The sequence below is a fragment of the Promicromonospora sp. NPDC060204 genome (assembly GCF_042728455.1).
In the GTDB taxonomy this organism is placed as follows: Bacteria; Actinomycetota; Actinomycetes; order Actinomycetales; family Cellulomonadaceae; genus Promicromonospora.
Map to the genome: position 1 here is coordinate 11,708 of NZ_JBHWZO010000002.1, position 15,921 is coordinate 27,628.

The 15,921-nt window shown below is 71.7% G+C and carries 13 protein-coding genes; 3 read left to right on the forward strand and 10 right to left on the reverse strand.

Translation table 11 applies throughout. The features are described from left to right. Positions 1-270 precede the first annotated feature (270 nt). The 4 genes from ACFWEJ_RS00390 to ACFWEJ_RS00405 all read right to left on the reverse strand — a co-directional run bounded on the left by ACFWEJ_RS00390 (position 271) and on the right by ACFWEJ_RS00405 (position 3,276). Positions 271-498 (reverse strand): helix-turn-helix domain-containing protein, encoded by a 228-nt coding sequence (locus tag ACFWEJ_RS00390; RefSeq protein ID WP_377227219.1) that lies wholly within the window; start codon positions 496-498, stop codon positions 271-273. Next, complete coding sequence (locus ACFWEJ_RS00395; protein ID WP_377227220.1) at positions 498-974, reverse strand: DUF2975 domain-containing protein; 477 nt, start codon at positions 972-974, stop codon at positions 498-500. The genes ACFWEJ_RS00390 and ACFWEJ_RS00395 overlap by 1 nt, the downstream gene beginning before the upstream one ends. Positions 975-1,026: 52 nt before the next feature. Further along, the gene (locus ACFWEJ_RS00400; RefSeq protein ID WP_377227221.1) at positions 1,027-2,250 is read right to left on the reverse strand and encodes an FAD-dependent monooxygenase; all 1,224 of its coding nucleotides are present in this window, start codon (positions 2,248-2,250) and stop codon (positions 1,027-1,029) included. 66 nt (positions 2,251-2,316) lie between these two features. Next, positions 2,317-3,276, reverse strand: coding sequence for a zinc-binding alcohol dehydrogenase family protein (locus ACFWEJ_RS00405; protein ID WP_377227222.1), 960 nt, complete (start codon positions 3,274-3,276; stop codon positions 2,317-2,319). Between the two features lie 69 nt (positions 3,277-3,345). On the opposite strand from ACFWEJ_RS00405, the gene ACFWEJ_RS00410 reads away from it, so the two are divergent. Beyond that, the gene (locus ACFWEJ_RS00410) at positions 3,346-3,981 is read left to right on the forward strand and encodes a TetR/AcrR family transcriptional regulator C-terminal domain-containing protein (RefSeq protein WP_377227223.1); all 636 of its coding nucleotides are present in this window, start codon (positions 3,346-3,348) and stop codon (positions 3,979-3,981) included. A 27-nt stretch (positions 3,982-4,008) separates the two neighbouring features. On the opposite strand, the gene ACFWEJ_RS00415 is transcribed toward ACFWEJ_RS00410, so the two are convergent. Together ACFWEJ_RS00415 and ACFWEJ_RS00420 are read right to left on the reverse strand one after the other, a co-directional pair. Continuing rightward, a complete protein-coding gene (locus ACFWEJ_RS00415; protein ID WP_377227224.1) occupies positions 4,009-5,520 on the reverse strand; it encodes a carboxylesterase/lipase family protein in 1,512 nt (503 codons plus the stop codon). A gap of 20 nt (positions 5,521-5,540) precedes the next feature. Further along, a complete protein-coding gene (locus ACFWEJ_RS00420; RefSeq protein ID WP_377227225.1) occupies positions 5,541-6,455 on the reverse strand; it encodes an MBL fold metallo-hydrolase in 915 nt (304 codons plus the stop codon). Positions 6,456-6,611: 156 nt separating this feature from the next. Here ACFWEJ_RS00420 and ACFWEJ_RS00425 point away from each other — a divergent pair, with 156 nt between their 5' ends. Next, positions 6,612-9,386, forward strand: a complete 2,775-nt coding sequence (locus tag ACFWEJ_RS00425) for an AAA family ATPase (RefSeq protein WP_377227226.1) — start codon at positions 6,612-6,614, stop codon at positions 9,384-9,386. Between the two features lie 114 nt (positions 9,387-9,500). Further along, complete coding sequence (locus ACFWEJ_RS00430) at positions 9,501-11,156, forward strand: FUSC family protein (RefSeq protein WP_377227227.1); 1,656 nt, start codon at positions 9,501-9,503, stop codon at positions 11,154-11,156. Here the strand turns inward: ACFWEJ_RS00430 and ACFWEJ_RS00435 are convergent. From ACFWEJ_RS00435 to ACFWEJ_RS00450, 4 genes are all read right to left on the reverse strand, one after another. Continuing rightward, positions 11,141-11,830, reverse strand: coding sequence for a LuxR C-terminal-related transcriptional regulator (locus ACFWEJ_RS00435; RefSeq protein WP_377227228.1), 690 nt, complete (start codon positions 11,828-11,830; stop codon positions 11,141-11,143). The genes ACFWEJ_RS00430 and ACFWEJ_RS00435 overlap by 16 nt on opposite strands. Then, positions 11,827-13,194: a sensor histidine kinase gene (locus tag ACFWEJ_RS00440; RefSeq protein ID WP_377227229.1), complete on the reverse strand. Its 1,368-nt coding sequence runs from the start codon at positions 13,192-13,194 to the stop codon at positions 11,827-11,829. The genes ACFWEJ_RS00435 and ACFWEJ_RS00440 overlap by 4 nt, the downstream gene beginning before the upstream one ends. A 95-nt stretch (positions 13,195-13,289) precedes the next feature. Then, positions 13,290-14,492, reverse strand: coding sequence for an FAD-dependent monooxygenase (locus ACFWEJ_RS00445; protein ID WP_377227230.1), 1,203 nt, complete (start codon positions 14,490-14,492; stop codon positions 13,290-13,292). Then, positions 14,489-15,907 (reverse strand): MFS transporter, encoded by a 1,419-nt coding sequence (locus tag ACFWEJ_RS00450; protein WP_377227231.1) that lies wholly within the window; start codon positions 15,905-15,907, stop codon positions 14,489-14,491. The genes ACFWEJ_RS00445 and ACFWEJ_RS00450 overlap by 4 nt, the downstream gene beginning before the upstream one ends. Between the last annotated feature and the right edge of the window lie 14 nt (positions 15,908-15,921).

A 15,921-nucleotide genomic window follows, 5' to 3' on the forward strand; every position in this document is an offset into this window, starting at 1 on the left:
CCGTCAGGAATGCCGTACCGGCCAGCGAGCTCAGCGTGCATGTCACTGCGCGAACGCTCTCCGCCCTCAGTGCTCCAGGACTCGGCGGCAATCGTCATGCCATCCAGTTCTCCATGTCAGGCGAGGGTCTCGAGTCAGTTCTGTCGACCTGGTCAGGCGCGCCGACTCCATCCATCTCGCGAGCACGCCGCAGACCATCGAAGACCGTCTCGTCATGCCCGTCGGTCGCGAGGCAGGGCGGGACCGACCTCGCGCAGAGCGCCGATCGGTTCAGGGACCCCCGGGCTCCTCACTCTCGGCGACCCACCGCAGCACGTCTCCCGGCTGGCAATCGAGAACCTCGCAGATCGCGTTGAGGGTCGAGAACCGAACCGCCTTCGCACGGCCGTTCTTGAGCACCGACACGTTGGTCGGACTCAGACCGATCGCGTCAGCGAAGTCGCCGACCGACATCTTCCGCTTCGCCAGGAGCACATCGATCTCGACGACGATCGCCATCAGAGCACGCCGTCCAGCTCGGTCTGTGCGTCCGTCGCACGTTCGACGAGTCGATGAGTCACGAACACGACACCAAGCAGTGCGACACCGACCAGAGATCCCAGCCCGCTTGCCATCCACAGCCCCAGCTCCCCCATGTCCTCGTCCGGCATCGGGATCCCCACGAACGTCAGGTAGAGGAAGAAGCCGCCGGTGAGCAGCGTCGCGGCGCCGACCGCCGCGCCGATAGTGATCACCCAGAGCTGGGTGCCCGGGCGGAAGAAGGTGCCCTCCTGGGCGCGAAAAACAAGGACCCCAAGGGATGCGAGGGACACCTGCGCGCAGGCGATGACCGCGATCCCGGCGGCCAGGAGCGGCACGCGATAGGGCTCGTACGGAGGAAAGTGCCTGACCTCGTCGGCGGCGATCCCGGGCAGGATCACGGCCTGGGCGAACAGGCCGAGGGCGATTCCGCCGAAGATCAACAGCGTGAGCATGATGAACATTATGCGACTCATGCAGCGATCATCGTTGTCGATCTAACGATAGTCAACTGATTTCTGGTGAGTTTCGACCGACGGGGCCGCTCCCGGCCGGCGCGGCGGTGAGCCCCCTGGCCATCTGTCGTCGGCGTGCCGCACCACCGAGTCGCAGGACGAAGGACCGCACCGCCTCCGTCCACCGGCTCGACGGAACGAACATCTGCTGTTTGAGACGCGCGATCCGCTGATGCCTCAGGATCGACGGACGCAGCCTCGACTCCCAGACGGTCAGCGCGGCGCGAAGGTCATCCGGGGTGTCGCGCAACACCTTGCCCAGCTCCGCGCCGCCCCGGAGCGCGCTCGTCGCACCCATGCCCGAGTAGAGGTTCAGGCACCAGGCCGCGTCCCCCACCAGCACCACCCGGCCCGCGCTCCACCGCGGCATCCTGACCTGGTCGACCGAGTCGAACAGGAACTCGGGCGCTCGTTCGAGCTCGTCCAGGACGTACCGCACGACCGGGTCGCCCATACCCGAGTAGACGGCGCGCAGCCGTTCGACCCAGTCCCCCGTGAACTGTTCGGAGACGCTCGCCGTGCGGTACGTGAGCAGGGCGGTGGGCGCCCGGTCGGCGAAGCCGAACACCCAGGCCGCCCGGCCCGCACGGGCACTGATGATGCTGTCCTCGCCGCCGTAGCCCGGCACCTGGCCGGGAAGCTGGAAGGCGCAGATCATGGCGTTCCAGTCGCGGACGTACCGCGTGTGCGGACCGAAGACCAGGCGGCGCACGTCGGACCGCAACCCGTCCGCACCGACGACGAGGTCGTACTCCTCGCGATACTCCTGTCCGGTCCCGCCATCCCGGAACAGCACCCGGACGGCTGCGCCCTCATCACTGATCTCGACAGGTGTGGTGGCGAACCGCACGTCGATCCGCGGGCCGGCGCCTGGGCGGCCGAGGCCCTGCCAGAGCGCGGCCTCGATGTCGCCGCGGACCACCGCTGCGGGCCGCCCGGGCTGGTGCAGGAACCCCGGCCCGGGCGTGCGGTTGCCGCGCCGGTCGAGTTCCCAGGCGTTTCCGCCGCCGGCCGGGTTGCGGGTGTGCAGGTCCTGGGCAATGCCCAGGTCGATCGCTGCCTGCCTGCCGTCGGGCAGCAGCCCGACGAAGTACCCGCCCTGACGCCGTTCAGGCGCCCGTTCGACGATCACCGGCGCCCACCCGGCCGCCCGGAGCCCGATCGCCGCCGACATGCCCGCGATCCCCAGCCCGACGACCAATGCTCGCTTCCGCATCACGCTCTCCTGTTCCTCGGATCTTCGTCGGCCGCGGCTCGCCCGGGCCGGCCAGTCGGTGCGTGGTCAGTCCGGGACGATGACGGAACGGGTGCTCCCCCGGTGCGCCCAGGCGTCCCCGACCCGACTCAGCGGGTAGGCGGTGTACGGCATCTGGAGCGTGCCGTCGGCGAAGGCAGCGAGGACGGCGGGCGCCTCCTCGAGCAGGTCCGCCCTGGAGACCGCGCCGATGCCGCTACCCGTGACCCGGACGCGGCGACTGCGCAGCAGGGCCGCGGGCAGTGCCGCCTCGGGACCGGCGAGCGAGCCAATCTGCACGTAGGCGGTGTCCGGCGTGTCGGCAGCCATGCCGCCTCGGCCCAGTGCGGCGAAGGCGGCCTCGGCGACCGGGCCCCACACGAAATCGAGCACGAGGGCGGGCGGGGCGTCGTCGACGACATCGGCGAGCGCGTCCGCCAAGGTGTCGGGATCGTCGTGCGCGAGCGAGACAGGCACCGCGCCCAGGCCGCGCAGCCGCTCCAGCGACTCCGGGTCACGGCCGGCAGCGACCACTCGCTCGGCACCGAACGCCAGCGCCGCCCGCACTGCCAGGGTTCCCGAGGCTCCGGTGGCCCCGAGCACCAGGACCGTGCCGAGCCGGCCGACCTCCTTGCGCCGGGCGGCGAGGACCATCCAGCCGGACATGCCCGGGTTCATGCCGGCCGCTACCTCGAGCGGGTCCGCGCCCGCCGGAAGCTCGAGCTCGAACGGGGTGACCATCCGCTCGGCCATCGTGCCCCACGGCGCTCGGGCGAAGCCGGTGTAGACCAGCCGCCCGTCAGCGGTCCGGGCCACGGCGTCGACCCCGGGCACCATCGGAAAGGTGTGGTCGCTGCTGTAGTGGCGGCCTGCAGCCACGCCACGCACGACGTGGTGCAGGCCGGCGCCGACCAGGCGCAGCAGCTCCTGGCCCGGCCCAGCCTCCGGCTCGGGAAACTCGGCGCAGAAGGGCGGTTCCCCGGGGTTGTCGACGACGGCAGCACGCATCAGATTCTCCTTAACTAAGTTCAGTTCCTGGCCTGCCCAGGCTGCCTGAACTTTGTTAAGGTGTCAACCATGGCCAAGGGCATCACGCGCGAACGGATCGTGGGGGCCGCACTCGAGCTGCTCGATGACAAGGGCATGGACGGCATCACCGTCCGCGCGCTCGCCACCCGGCTCGACGTCCGGCCGCCCGCGCTGTACTGGCACCTGCGCAACAAGCAGGAACTGCTCGACGAGATGAGCACCACCGTGATGCGGCGGGTCAGCAATGCCCTGTCGCAGACCTCGCCGGGCGCCACGTGGCGTGCCGACCTCGCCGCGTACGCCCGCATCCTGCGCACGGAGTTCCTGCTCCACCGGGACGGCGCCCGGATGTTCAGCGGCACCCGCATCACCGACCCCGACGTCGTCCGGGCGCGGGAACCCTGGTTCGCGCGCTGGACCGCACAGGGCCTGACGCTCACCGAGGCCGACGACGCCACCGACCTGATCGTCGCCTTCGTGGTCGGCTTCGTCATCGAGGAGCAGGAACGTCGGCAGTCGGCCGAGACCGACCCGGATCGCTACTCCGTCACCAAACGGGACGTCTGGCTCGGCCCGGACGTGCCGCTGGTCAAAGAGGCCGGCCACCTGCGCGACGACGGCGACGCACGATTCGAGCGGCACCTCGGGATCGTGCTGGAAGGGCTCACGGCCCGGCTGGTCTGAGGGTGTAGCTGCAGCCGGGCGACGACGTCACCCCCGCGCGCGGCGGTCGACGGACCAGGCCTGCCGTTCCTCGCTGCGTGGGTCCTCCACCTCGGCCCACTCCGCGTCGATGTGCATGGTGGATCGACGCTGGTCGTCGTACCGGACCCACCCCGGGTCACCGGTTCGGGCGAAGCGCACCCACGCCTGGTGCATACGCGTGGCAAGCGCGGGCGGGGCGGAGCGGGGACCGAGCAGCGCGTGCGGCCCGTTCAGGACCGGTAGGCCGGTCGTGTCGAAGACGAAGGGCAGCTCGATCGCGTGAGTGGCGCCCAGCTGTCCGTCGAGCGCTTCCGAACGCCACGCGAACTCGTAGGCGAACGTGGACGACGGCGCATGCGCGGCGTGCCCCTCGGCGAGCGCCCAGCTGCCGGCGCCGAACAGGGCGTCACCCATGATCGCGGACCGCAGCTCACCGAAGGTCGCCCGCGGCCTGGACGCACGATAGGTCTCGACGAGGTCCACGGGGCTGGGGTGGGACGCAGTCGCAGCACGCGTGACGTCGGCCGCGGCCGAGGACGCGAACTTGCCGACCGGGACCAGGTAGAGGTGACCTTCTTCCGTGTTGGTCCCGATCAGCAGGTCCACGTCAGCGGCGGCCCCCGCGGCGACTGACGCGGCGGGTTGCTCGTCCAGGACCAGGCTGAACGGGCTCAGCCCGATCAGCGGGTCGTAGTGGCTCTCGGTGTGCAGGTCGATGCCGCCGAGCCGGGACGCGGCCTCGACGAGCTGGGCGTCCGAGAGCTGAGCGAACTCGTCAACCTGGGGTTCGATCCCGAGAACCTCGGTCGCCGCCCGGGTGACCCGGGCCGCCTGCTCGGTGCTGAAGGCGCCGAGCCCGCTGCCGCTCTGGACGATCGCGCGGCGGAAGAGTCCCGAGGCCGGACGGTACGCGAGAACTCCGCCGACGATCGTCGCCCCGGCCGACTGGCCGAACAGGGTGACGTTGCCCGGGTCTCCCCCAAACGCCGTGATGTTCCGCCGAACCCAGTGCAGCGCCGCGACGACGTCGAGCAGACCGCGGTTCGCAGGGGCTCCTGGGATGTCGAGGAACCCGGCGATGCCGAGCCGGTAATTGACGGTCACCAGGACGACGTCGTCGCGGGCGAAGGCGGAGCCGTCGTAGATCGCGGCGTTCGTCGACCCGGCGACGAATCCGCCCCCGTGGACGAACACCATGACCGGGAGGTCGCCCGACATCGTCTCGGGTGCCCAGACGTTGACGGTCAGGTAGTCGTCGCCCTGGCTCCAGCCGGTGCCGAAGTAGGGCGACATGTCGACGCTGCCGAGGCGACGTTCGGCCTGAGGCGCGGTGGGGCCGGGCCGGGTGGCGTCGCGGACGCCGTCCCACGGCGCATGCTGCTGCGGCGGCGCGAACCGCCCCGCGCCGCGGGGTGCGGCGGCGTACGGGACGCCGAGGAAAACGGCCGCGGCGCCCTGGCGGGTGCCACGAACAGCCCCACGCTCCGTCGTGACGACGACCTCGGTGTCACTGTTCATCTGCTGCCTCTTCATCGGTGTCAGGCCTGCTCGGTCGAGTAGAGGGAGAACGGCGCCCAGCTCTTCACCGTGAAGGCGCTGCCGTCGCGGGAGACCTCCGCGGCGCCGTGGCCGCCGAGGTGTGCGGGGATGACGAGCACGTTGTTGTCCGCAGCCCAGCCGAGCACCTTGCGCCGGGTCGCTCGGGCGAGCGCCGGGTCCTCGCAGAAACAGCTGTTGGAGTCCGGCTCGAGGAGCTGCACGGGGTTGTGCAGCATGTCGCCGACGAAGACGGCGCGGTCGGTCCCCGACGTCAGCGTGAGCGTCGACGATCCGGGAGTGTGCCCGGGAGCGGCGTCGAGCCGCAGGTGCTTGTCGATCTGGTGGCTGTCCTCCCAGAGCAGCACCTGGCCGGCCTGGTGCACCGGAGAAACGCTGTCCTCGAACACGTTCTGGTTGCCGCGGCCGAGGGCAGGCTGGTGGTTGTTGGCCGGGTTCCAGAAGTCGAAGTCGTCCTTCGGCATGAGGTACGTGGCGTTGGGGAAGGTGGGGACCCAGATCCGGCCGTCCAGGTACGTGTTCCAGCCGACGTGATCGACGTGGAGATGCGTGTTGATCACGATGTCGACGTCCTCGGGCCGGACGCCGGCGCGGGCGAGGTTGTGCAGGAAGTCCGTCTCCAGATGGCTCCAGACCGGAGAGTACGGACGCTCCTTGTGGTTCCCGACGCCGGTGTCGACGAGGATCGTCCTGCCCTCGCTGCGCACCAGCCAGGTCTGGATCGCCGAGTTCACGATATTGGTCATGGAGTCCACGAAGTGCGGTGCCAGCCAGGGAGCGCCGTCCCACACCTCCTTGGAGCTGTCCGGGAAGAATGTCTCGGGAGTCATCTCGACGGGGCCGAAGTACTCCCAGACCCGGGTGATCGTGACGTCCCCGAGGGTGATCTGCGACATGAAGGTCCTTGTCTCTGCGGAAGCCTGTTCCGCGACCCTAGGAAGACAGGCCGCTCCGCCGGTATCCGTCAGCCGACTGCACGTACCGGTGGGCGCCGCAGCGGACCGCCGGGCTCGTAGGATGACCAGCGGCCCCCGAGATCTTCAGGAGACGCCATGGAGCCGCATGCCGGCCATCGGGACCAGGTCTGGGACTTCGCCCAGCTCACGAGCTCACGGAGCGCGACGTCGGCCAGGGCGGACGGCGTGGTCCCCCTTCTGCACGCGGTCGAGGAGCCCGGCAGCGCGGGCACCGTGCAGCTGCTCGTGGGCGATGTCGGGATAGGCAGGACCACCCTGCTCGACGCCTTGGCCCGCCACGCCGAGTCGCGCGGATCTGTCGTGCTGCGCGCTCAGGGGAGCGAGTCCGAGCGGACACTCACCTTCTCCGCACTGCACCAGCTTCTCCGTCCCGTCACGGACCGGATCGACGTGCTGCCCGCACGGCAGAGGTCGGCGCTGCGCTCGGCCATCGGAACGGGCACCGGCGTGGCGAGCCCGGACGTCATGGTGACGGGGAACGCGGTGCTCGACCTGCTGTCCGACCTGGCTGCGCAGCGGCCGGTCGTGCTCCTGCTGGACGACGCGGACCGATGCGACCAGGTCTCGCTCGACACCCTCGCCTTCGCGGCACGACGGCTGGGCGGAGAAGCCGTCACGGTGCTGCTGGCCACCGAGACCGGGCACGCGGTCAGGGGTGCCAAGCGTGACATGCCGGTCACCGTCCTCGAACCCCTCGACGGCACCGAGGCGTCGCGCCTCCTCGAGGGGCTGTCGGCACGGCCCACGGCGCGACTCGGCGCCGACATCCTCGAGCAGGCGGCCGGCAACCCGCTCGCGCTCACCGAGCTGTCCAAGGCTGCCGCTCTGGACCCGGCGGGCCACCAGACCTCGGCGGGCCCGCTCCCGCTCACCGACGAGCTGGCACGGGTGTTCGGCGCGCGGGCGATCGAGCTGCCGCGCCTCACCCGACACGCACTCCTGTGCCTGGCGGCGATGGACCCCGTCGATGCGGCGATCATCCCCGCACCGACACCGCCAGGCACCTCGCACGACGTGTGGGAGCCCGCGGAACGGGCAGGGCTGATCCTTCGCACGGACAGGCGCGTGCGGTTCCGTCACCCCCTCGTCCGCTCCGCGATCTATCAGACAGCCGCTCCGGACGATCGCCGTGCAGCCCACCAGGCTGTCGCGGCGATGCTGCACGACGAGCCCGACCGGCATGCCTGGCACCTCGCCGCATCCTGCACGGGGCAGGACGCCGCGATCTCGCAGCTGCTGGAGCGGACCGCCGAGCAGGCACGCCGCCGCGGGGGCCCCGCGGCCGCGGGGAAAGCCCTGCACCGCGCGGCGGAGCTCACGCCGCACGCCGAGCACAGCGGCCGGCTGCTTGCCGAGGCCGCCAGGAGTGCCGTGCTGACCGGCGATCTCGCCTGGGTGGAGCACCTGGCGCAGGCGGTGCACACCCGGACCGAGGATGCCTCGCTCATGGCCGCCGCAACCGTCCAGCTGAGCCGGCTGACTGTCCTGACCGCCCGGCACACCACGGCGTTCGCTCGACTGATGCGGGCGGCCGCCCAGTTCGCGACGACGCGGCCCGACAGCGCGCTGAACATCCTCGCGGACGCCGCCGTGGCCCAGTTCTACTCCGGGAGGGAGGCCGAGCGGCACGCGATCTACGCCATGCTGCGAAGCGTCCCCGAGCACGCCGGTCAGGACTGGCTGCGGGCCTGGGTGAGGATCGTCTGTGATCCGTTGCACGACGGGCGCGCGGACCTGCAGAGGCTGGCCGCGCAGCTCGCCGCCACGAGGCGGACCCGACCGGAGCAGCTGACGTACCTCGGCATCGCGGCGTGGCTCCTGGACGAGACGCCGAAGGCGGTCGACACGTTCGACCTGGCCCAGGACGCCGTGCACGCGGGAACCGCCCTTCCGAACGGCCTGGGCGGCGCGGCTGCCTGGGCCTACCTGGAGCGAGGGCGTTGGGACCAGGCGCGAGAGGTCAGCGAGCGCATCGTCGCGACCGGGACAGCAGCCGGGCTCGACCATGCCGTGGCCTGCGCGACAGCGGTGGACGCCATGGTGCTCGCGCTTCGGGGCGACGTCCTGGGCGCCCGGGCCCGGGCAGCGCGCGCCCTCGCGCTCGTCGATCCTCTGGAGAGCCGTTCGGTGTTCGTCTACGCCCGGCGCGCCCTTGCCGCCGCCGCGTCCACGGAGGGCGACCACGACACCGCTTACCACCAGCTGCGCGCGGCCTTCACCGAGGACAACAGGCCCTTGCACTACCACGCCTCGTACGCCACCCTCGCTGACCTCGCGGCCGCCGCGGTGCGCAGCGGTCAGGTGCAGGAGGCCACTGAGATCGTCGAGATCGCGGCGCAGGATCTGGGCGAGGGCGTCTCGGCCCGGCTCGGTGCGCTCCTCCACAGGGCTCGCGGTCTGCTGGCGGACCCCGAAAGCGCGGAACCGCATCTCCGGGCCGCCCTGGAGGACCCGTTCATCGAGCACTGGCCGTTCGAACGGGCGCAGGCACGGCTCGACCTCGCGGAGTGGCTTCGTCGTCGCCGACGTGTGGCCGAGGCCAGGGCGCCGCTGGCCTCAGCGCTGGAGACCTTCCGGCGACTGGGTGCCGAGCCATGGACCGAGCGGGCACAGAGGGAGTCACGTGCCGCCGGCGTCGACCTCGGCGCGCCGGCGAGCAACACACTCGCCGATCTCTCGCCGCAGCAGCAACAGATCATCAGGCTCGCCGCCCGCGGTCTCACCAACCGCGAGATCGGGGAGAGGCTCTTCATCTCCCCCCGCACCGTGGGCTCCCATCTCTACCGGAGCTTCCCCCGCCTGGGGGTCACTGCGCGATCGCAGCTCCGGACCGTCGTCGAGGGCGCGTGATCCTCGGCACGCGGGCGGCACCTCCCTCCCTGCCGGCAGTCGGCTGACGGATACCGCTCGGCGTCGCGCGGGACCACGCTTGCTCCGTCCTACGGCGACGGAGGTTCTGGGAACGTGGCGAACGCCCGCATCGGACGGGCCAGGAAGCGGCTCCTGGCGCTCGACCCGGGACTGCTGCGACTGTCCGCGGGAGCACGGACCGTTCTCGGTCTGGCCGGCGCGCTGACCGTGCTCGTCGCGCTCGGCGCGCCCCAGAAGGGCGTGCTCGCGGGCGGGTTCATGGCGGTGGCGACGGCTCTGGCGATCAGTGAGCATCACGTGCGCCGACAGCTCACGGCGCTCCTACTGGGCAGCTCGGTCGCCGTGCCGACCCTCACTCTCGGAACTCTGCTGGCCGTGGTCCCCGCCGCGTGGGGTGCCGGGCTCCTCGTGGTCGTCCTCGTCGGGACCTACGCCCGTCGCAACGGACGGCGTGGCACCGATCTCGGGATCTTCGCCTTCATGGCGTACCTGCTCTCCCAGTTCGCCGGACTTCGGCCACCGGACCTTCCGATGGCGACAGGCGCCGCCGCGGTCGCCGCGGCCACCTTCGCGACGGCCCGGTTCTGCGTGCTGCCCGTCCGGTCGCGCCGACGCTTCCGGACCCTGCTCGAGGCGCTCGAGGCCTGCCGGTCCGACGCGCGGAGGGCGTCGACCGAGCCGGCGCGGCACACCGGGTCTCGCGCACGCCGCACGGAGCGCCTGCTGAGGCGACGACTGGTCAGGCTGCACGCCTGCACCCGGCTCGTCCAGGAGTTCCTGGACGAGGCACCGGCGGGCTCGCTCCCCGGAGGGGCAGCAGCCGCCCGCCGGGCGGAGAGGGCCGCCGCCGCGACCTGGGCCCGCGGAACGCTCGCGATCCTGGACGCGCGGGCCGGATCAGCGCGCGGCCCGGGTCCGGAACGTGTGTCGACGAGGGGCGAGGCGCCCCTCCACGCCCGCCGCCCCGGTACGAGTCCGCGAGCGGCACCGGTCTGGCCGTGGGTACGACCGGGGCGCACGACGCGGCAGGCGCTCCAGGTGACGACGGCCGTCGCTCTGGCCCTCGTCGGCGGGCACCTGGTGTCGCCCCAGCTGTGGCACTGGGCGGTCGTGACCGCCTGGGTCGTCTTCCTCCGGGCCGAGCACACCGAGGACGTCCTGCTGCAGAGCGGCCGGCGCCTCGTGGGCACGGTAGCCGGCGTGCCCGTCGGTTACGGTCTCGCCGTGGTGGCTGCCGGCCACGAGCCTGTGCTCGCCGCCCTCCTCCTGGGGTTCGTCCTCGGAATCTTCTCCACCCCTCCGAGGAGGTACTGGGCAGTGACCTTCTTCATCACCGGGGCCCTCAGCATGGCGCTGACCCTGCAGGGCGCCCTCTCGGCAGCGGTGCTCCTCCTGCGCGTCCACGAGACGCTGCTCGGTGCGCTCTGCGCCGTCTGCGCCGCGGTTCTCGTGGCACCGCTGGGCGCGGGCAGGATCGCGGACGAGCGGCTCAGCGAGCTCCTCCGGGTGGCCGGCGGCCTCACGGGGCCGGGCCTCGTTCACGACGGCCCGCGATGCGCCGGGAGCTCGCGGGACCTGCGGCTGTCGCTCGAGGCCTACCGTGAAGCCGTCCGCCCGCTGCTGCATCCGCTGAGCCTCCGTCGCCGGGAACGCGTCCGGGTTCGCCGCACGCTGGAACGTGTCGAGACGTCGATCTTCGGTGCGAGCTGTCCTGTGGTGCCGACACGGCGACCTCAGTTCCCCAGGTAACGCAGCACGGCGAGCACCCGGCGGTTGTCCGCAGCGTCGTACGGCAGGTCGAGCTTCTGGAAGATCGCCGCGACGTTCTTCTCCACAGCGCCCTGGGAGAGGAACAGCTGCTCCGCGATGCCGGCGTTCGACCGGCCCTGCGCGACGAGGCCGAGCACCTCGCGCTCCCTGCCGGACAGTCGCCCCCGGCCGACATCCCGGTCGGCGGCGCCCATGAGCTGGGAGACCACCTCCGGGTCGAGCACCGTCTCACCCCGGGCCACACGCCCGAGCGCCTGGGCGAACTCCCCCACGTCGACGACGCGGTCCTTGAGCAGATACCCCACCCCACGTGCGTCACCCTGGAGCAGCACACCGGCGTACCTCGTCTCCACGTACTGCGAGAAGAGCAGCACGGGCAGCTCGGGAAACTGCTCCCGCAACGCGACCACGGTGCGCAGGCCCTCGTCGGTGAACGTCGGTGGCATGCGGATGTCCGCCACCACGACGTCAGGCAGCGACGACTCGCTCGCGAGGTGCAGGACCTCGCGCTCCAGGCTCTCGCCGTCCGGCACGGCCGTCACCTCGTGCCCCCGCCGCGCCAGCAGGGCGACGAGCCCGTCGCGCAGGATCCCGGAGTCCTCGGCGAGCACCACCCGCAGGCCACCCGACGGCGTGCCGTCCGGCCCGGTCATGCGCGCCCACCGGTGCCCGTGCGGTACGCACCCGTCGTGCCGGCGCGCACCGCAGGGAGCGTCATCGTCACGACGGTCGGCCCGCCGACTGGGCTGGACAGGTCGAACGTGCCGTCGACCGAACCGACGCGCTCGGCGAGCCCCGCGAGGCCCGACCGCAGCCCGGACCCGTCGGGGGCGACGACGGTCGCGCCCCCGCCGCCGTCGTCGCGCACCTGGATGTGCAGGACGCCGCTCCCGCCGTCGGCGACCGCCTCGACCCGCACGTGGACCCGCGACGCGCGCGCATGCTTGGCCGCGTTGGTGACCAGCTCGGCGATCGAGAAGTAGACGATCGACTCGATCGCCGGAGCCAGGCGGCCGCCCGCCTCGACCGCCGGGTCGATGTCCGCCGTGACCGGTAGCGGCGCGCGTGCGGCGAGCGTCTCAAGGGCTACCCCCAGGCCGCTGTCCAGGGCCGGCGGGTGGATGCCGCGGGCCAGCTCCCGGAGCTCGGCCAGGGCGTCCTTGGTCGACGCGTGCGCTGTCTCGAGCAGCTCGCCCAGGGTGCCCGTCTCGCCGGAGACCAGCTGCTCGCGTGCCTCTCCGAGCTGCATGCCGACGGCGACCAGGCGTGCCTGGGTGCCGTCGTGCAGGTCACGCTCGATGCGACGTAGGCGGGCGTCCGCGTCGTCCACCGTGCCCGCGCGCGAGCGCTCCAGCTCCGCGACCCGCAGGCTGGCGGCCGTCGGTCCGAGCAGCACCCTGGTCAGGAGTTTCAGCAGTGCGACGAAACCAGACTGGGCGAACGGCCACAGGACCAGCAGCGCCAGTCCGCCCACGGCGACGAGGGCCAGGCCTACCGGGTTGTGCCACCGGCTGTCCATGGCCAGGTCAGGGGGCAGCGACCAGAACCAGGTCCAGTAGGTCACGCCGCCGAGCCCGAGCACGAGACACGCGGTACTCACGATCGACCCGAGGAGAGTCACGGGCAACGCCGCGATCATGAACAACAGTGCTCGCCAGCCCACCGGGTCGCCCAGCGCTCCGCCGAGCCGCGGCCAGAAGCTCGTACGCGTCCGGCGGGGCAGGGGCGCCGCGACGTGCGTGTCGAGCAGGTCGCCCGCCAGCCGGCGGTAGGTGGCGCCCCACCATCGCCCGCCCACCACGAGCCCGCCTGCCACGAAGAGCCCGACGACCGTCACCGCGGCCCCGGCCGTGACCGCCAGGGTGACCAGCACGTAGGCCAGCGCGACGGGCGCCAGGAGCAGCATGAACCACAGGTAGCCGTACGAACGCCAGGTGACGGAGGACAACGGCGCGCCGAGCAGGTGCGACCAGCCGGGCCGCCATCCGGACCGCCGCGGTCGCGGGTGGAGGGTCATGGTTTTCATCCTGCCAGCCTGCCGCGCGGACGCCTGACCGGGACAGGGTGCGGTCCCCCGGGAGTGGTAAGGATTTCCTCCGCGCCGGAACGGGCTCACGGCGCGGGCGCCGGGAGCACGAGGGCCGAGTGGGCGGGCTGCGGCGTCGTCGCCGGCATGGCGACCAGATCACGGAGCGTGGCGTTGCGCTGTTCCAGCGCCTCGGCGGTGGTGGGGAACAGCCGGGCACCACCCTTGTCGACCAGTGCCTGGTTCATCGTGACGAACTCGCGGGTGTCACGCTCGTAGGCGGCGAAGGCATCGACGTGGTTCCCGTGCGTGGCCAGCGACCTGGCGAGCATGTACGCGCCCACCAGGGCCAGGCTGGAGCCCTGTCCGGTCAGGAACGACGGCGCGTAGGCGGCGTCGCCGACGAACGCCACCCGGCCGCTCGACCAGCTCGGCATGCGGATCTGACCCGCCGTGTCGAAGAACAGGTCGTCCGCCTGGTGCATGGCCTCGACGATGCTCGCCACCTCCCAGCCCGCACCGGCATAGGTGCGGGCGACCAGGTCCCGCTGGGCGTCCGGGTCCCGCAGGACGTGGAGCGGCTGTTCCGGCTGGTAGAAGTTCAGGAAGGCGTGCAGGTCGTCGTCCGCGTCCCCGGTGGCGTAGAGCGCGGCGGCCCGGCCCGGGGTGTTCCACATGAGGAGCTCGCGCGACAGTCCGAGGGTGTTGGGCATGGTGAACACGGCGAAGCCGTAGCCGAGGTAGCGGTGGAACTGTTCTTCCGGCCCGAACAAGACCTTGCGGGTACCCGAGTGCATGCCGTCGGCACCGACCACCACGTCGAACGTGCGCTGCCCACCGCTGCGGAAGGTGACGTCGACTCCGCGCTCGTGCTGGTCGAGGGTGTCGATGGAGTCGTCGAACACGAACTCCACGTCGTCCCGGACCGTCTCGTACAGCGCGGCGGTCAGGTCCCCGCGCCCCACCTCGAGGTCCTGCCCCGCGATGCTCCCGGCAACCGCGTAGGGATGGAGGGCGGCCACCTCACCGCCGTCGGCGTCGAGGAAGGTGAACCGTCCCGTATCGATGTGCGCGACCTGCAGCGCCGGCAGGATTCCCATCCGCCGGACCACCTCGATGGCGGTGCCGCGGACGTCGATCGGGTATCCGCCACCACGAGGCGCGTGTGCTTTCTCGACCACGGTGACGGCGAAGCCGTACCGGTGCAGCCAGTACGCCAGCGTGGGGCCGGCGAGGCTGGCGCCGGTGATCAGGACCTTGCGCCGGGCGGCGTCGGACTGAGATGTCATGACTGGACTTCCTTCTTCAGGTGACGGACGACGAACAGGGACAGCGCGGCCACGAGGGCGGCGACGAGGAAACCGGTGACGAAGGCCGACTCGGCCGGCAAGCCGGACGCCGGGTCGTTGCCCGCGTCGAGGACCGAGCCGGCAACCTGGCCGCCCGCGACGGCGCCGATCAGGCGGATCACCACGAGGAGGCTGGTGGCGATGCCGGTGTCCTTGGCGGCCACGGCGGTGGCCGTGCTGGCGAGCAGCGCTGTGGTGATCAGGCCGCCGACGAAGGCGGCCAGCGCGCGGGCGACGACGAGCTGCCACACCGTGTCGTGCAGCGCCGCAACGGCGAGGAGGATGCCGGCGGTGGCCACGGCGCCCGCGGTGGCTACGGCGCGCGCGCCGTAGCGCTGCACGGCGAGCCCGCCGACCGAGCCTGCCAGCACACCGGCGATGGAGGCGGGCATCATGAACAGCCCGATGTCGGTGGTGTCGAGCCCCAGGCCGTAGCCGTCGCCCGAGACCTCGAACAGCTTGGGAACATAGGTCTGCAGCATCGCGGAGATGGCGGCGATGGCTGTGGTGAGCACGGCCGCGCTCCACATGGCGGGTGCCGTCAGCATGCGCAGCTCGACCATCGGCGAGACCGCTCGGCGTTCGACGGCCACCCAGACCACGGCGAGCGCGGCGACCACGAGTACGATGCCGCCGACCGCCAGTGGCGGAAGACCGCCGCCCGTCACGACCAGCAGCCCCAGCATGAGCGCGACCAGCGTGGCGCTCAGCAGGGCCACGCCCGCCCAGTCGATGGTGGCGCCCTGTTCGCTCGGCGGATCGTTCGGCATGAGCCGGAACACGACCGCCGTCGCCGCGACGATCACGATCGTCGGCGCCGCGAAGATCCAGTGCCAGGACAGCCCCTCCGCCAGCGGCCCGGCAACGAGCGTTCCGACGATGCCCCCGGCGGTGAACAGCGCGCTGACCACCCCGACGGCCACCTGCGTCTGGCCCTTCGGGAAGTTCTTGCGCACCAGGATGAACGAGAGGGGCAGTGCGCCCACCATCGCGCCCTGCAGCGTCTGACCGACCAGCAGCACCGGCAGGTTCGGTGCGAGGCTCGATACCACGCCGCCTGCCGAGACCAGCGCCATCAGCACGAGCAGCACCCGCTTTCCGCCGTAGCGGTCGCCGAGCTTGCCCGCGATGGGCGCGACGATCGCGCCGGTGATCAGCAGCGTGCTGGCGATCAGCGCGGCCGCCGCCGTGTCGACGCCCAGCTCGCGCTCCAGCAACGGACGGGCCGGGTCCACCACCGTCTGCAGGGTGCCGAGAGCGAGGGCGAGGACGCCCAGCGCCCCGATCGCGGGCCCTCCGATACGTGCAGGGGTCGGCCTCTCGACGGGGGCCGGAGAATCAAGGGCGATGGTCATCTCAGTCCCTTTCT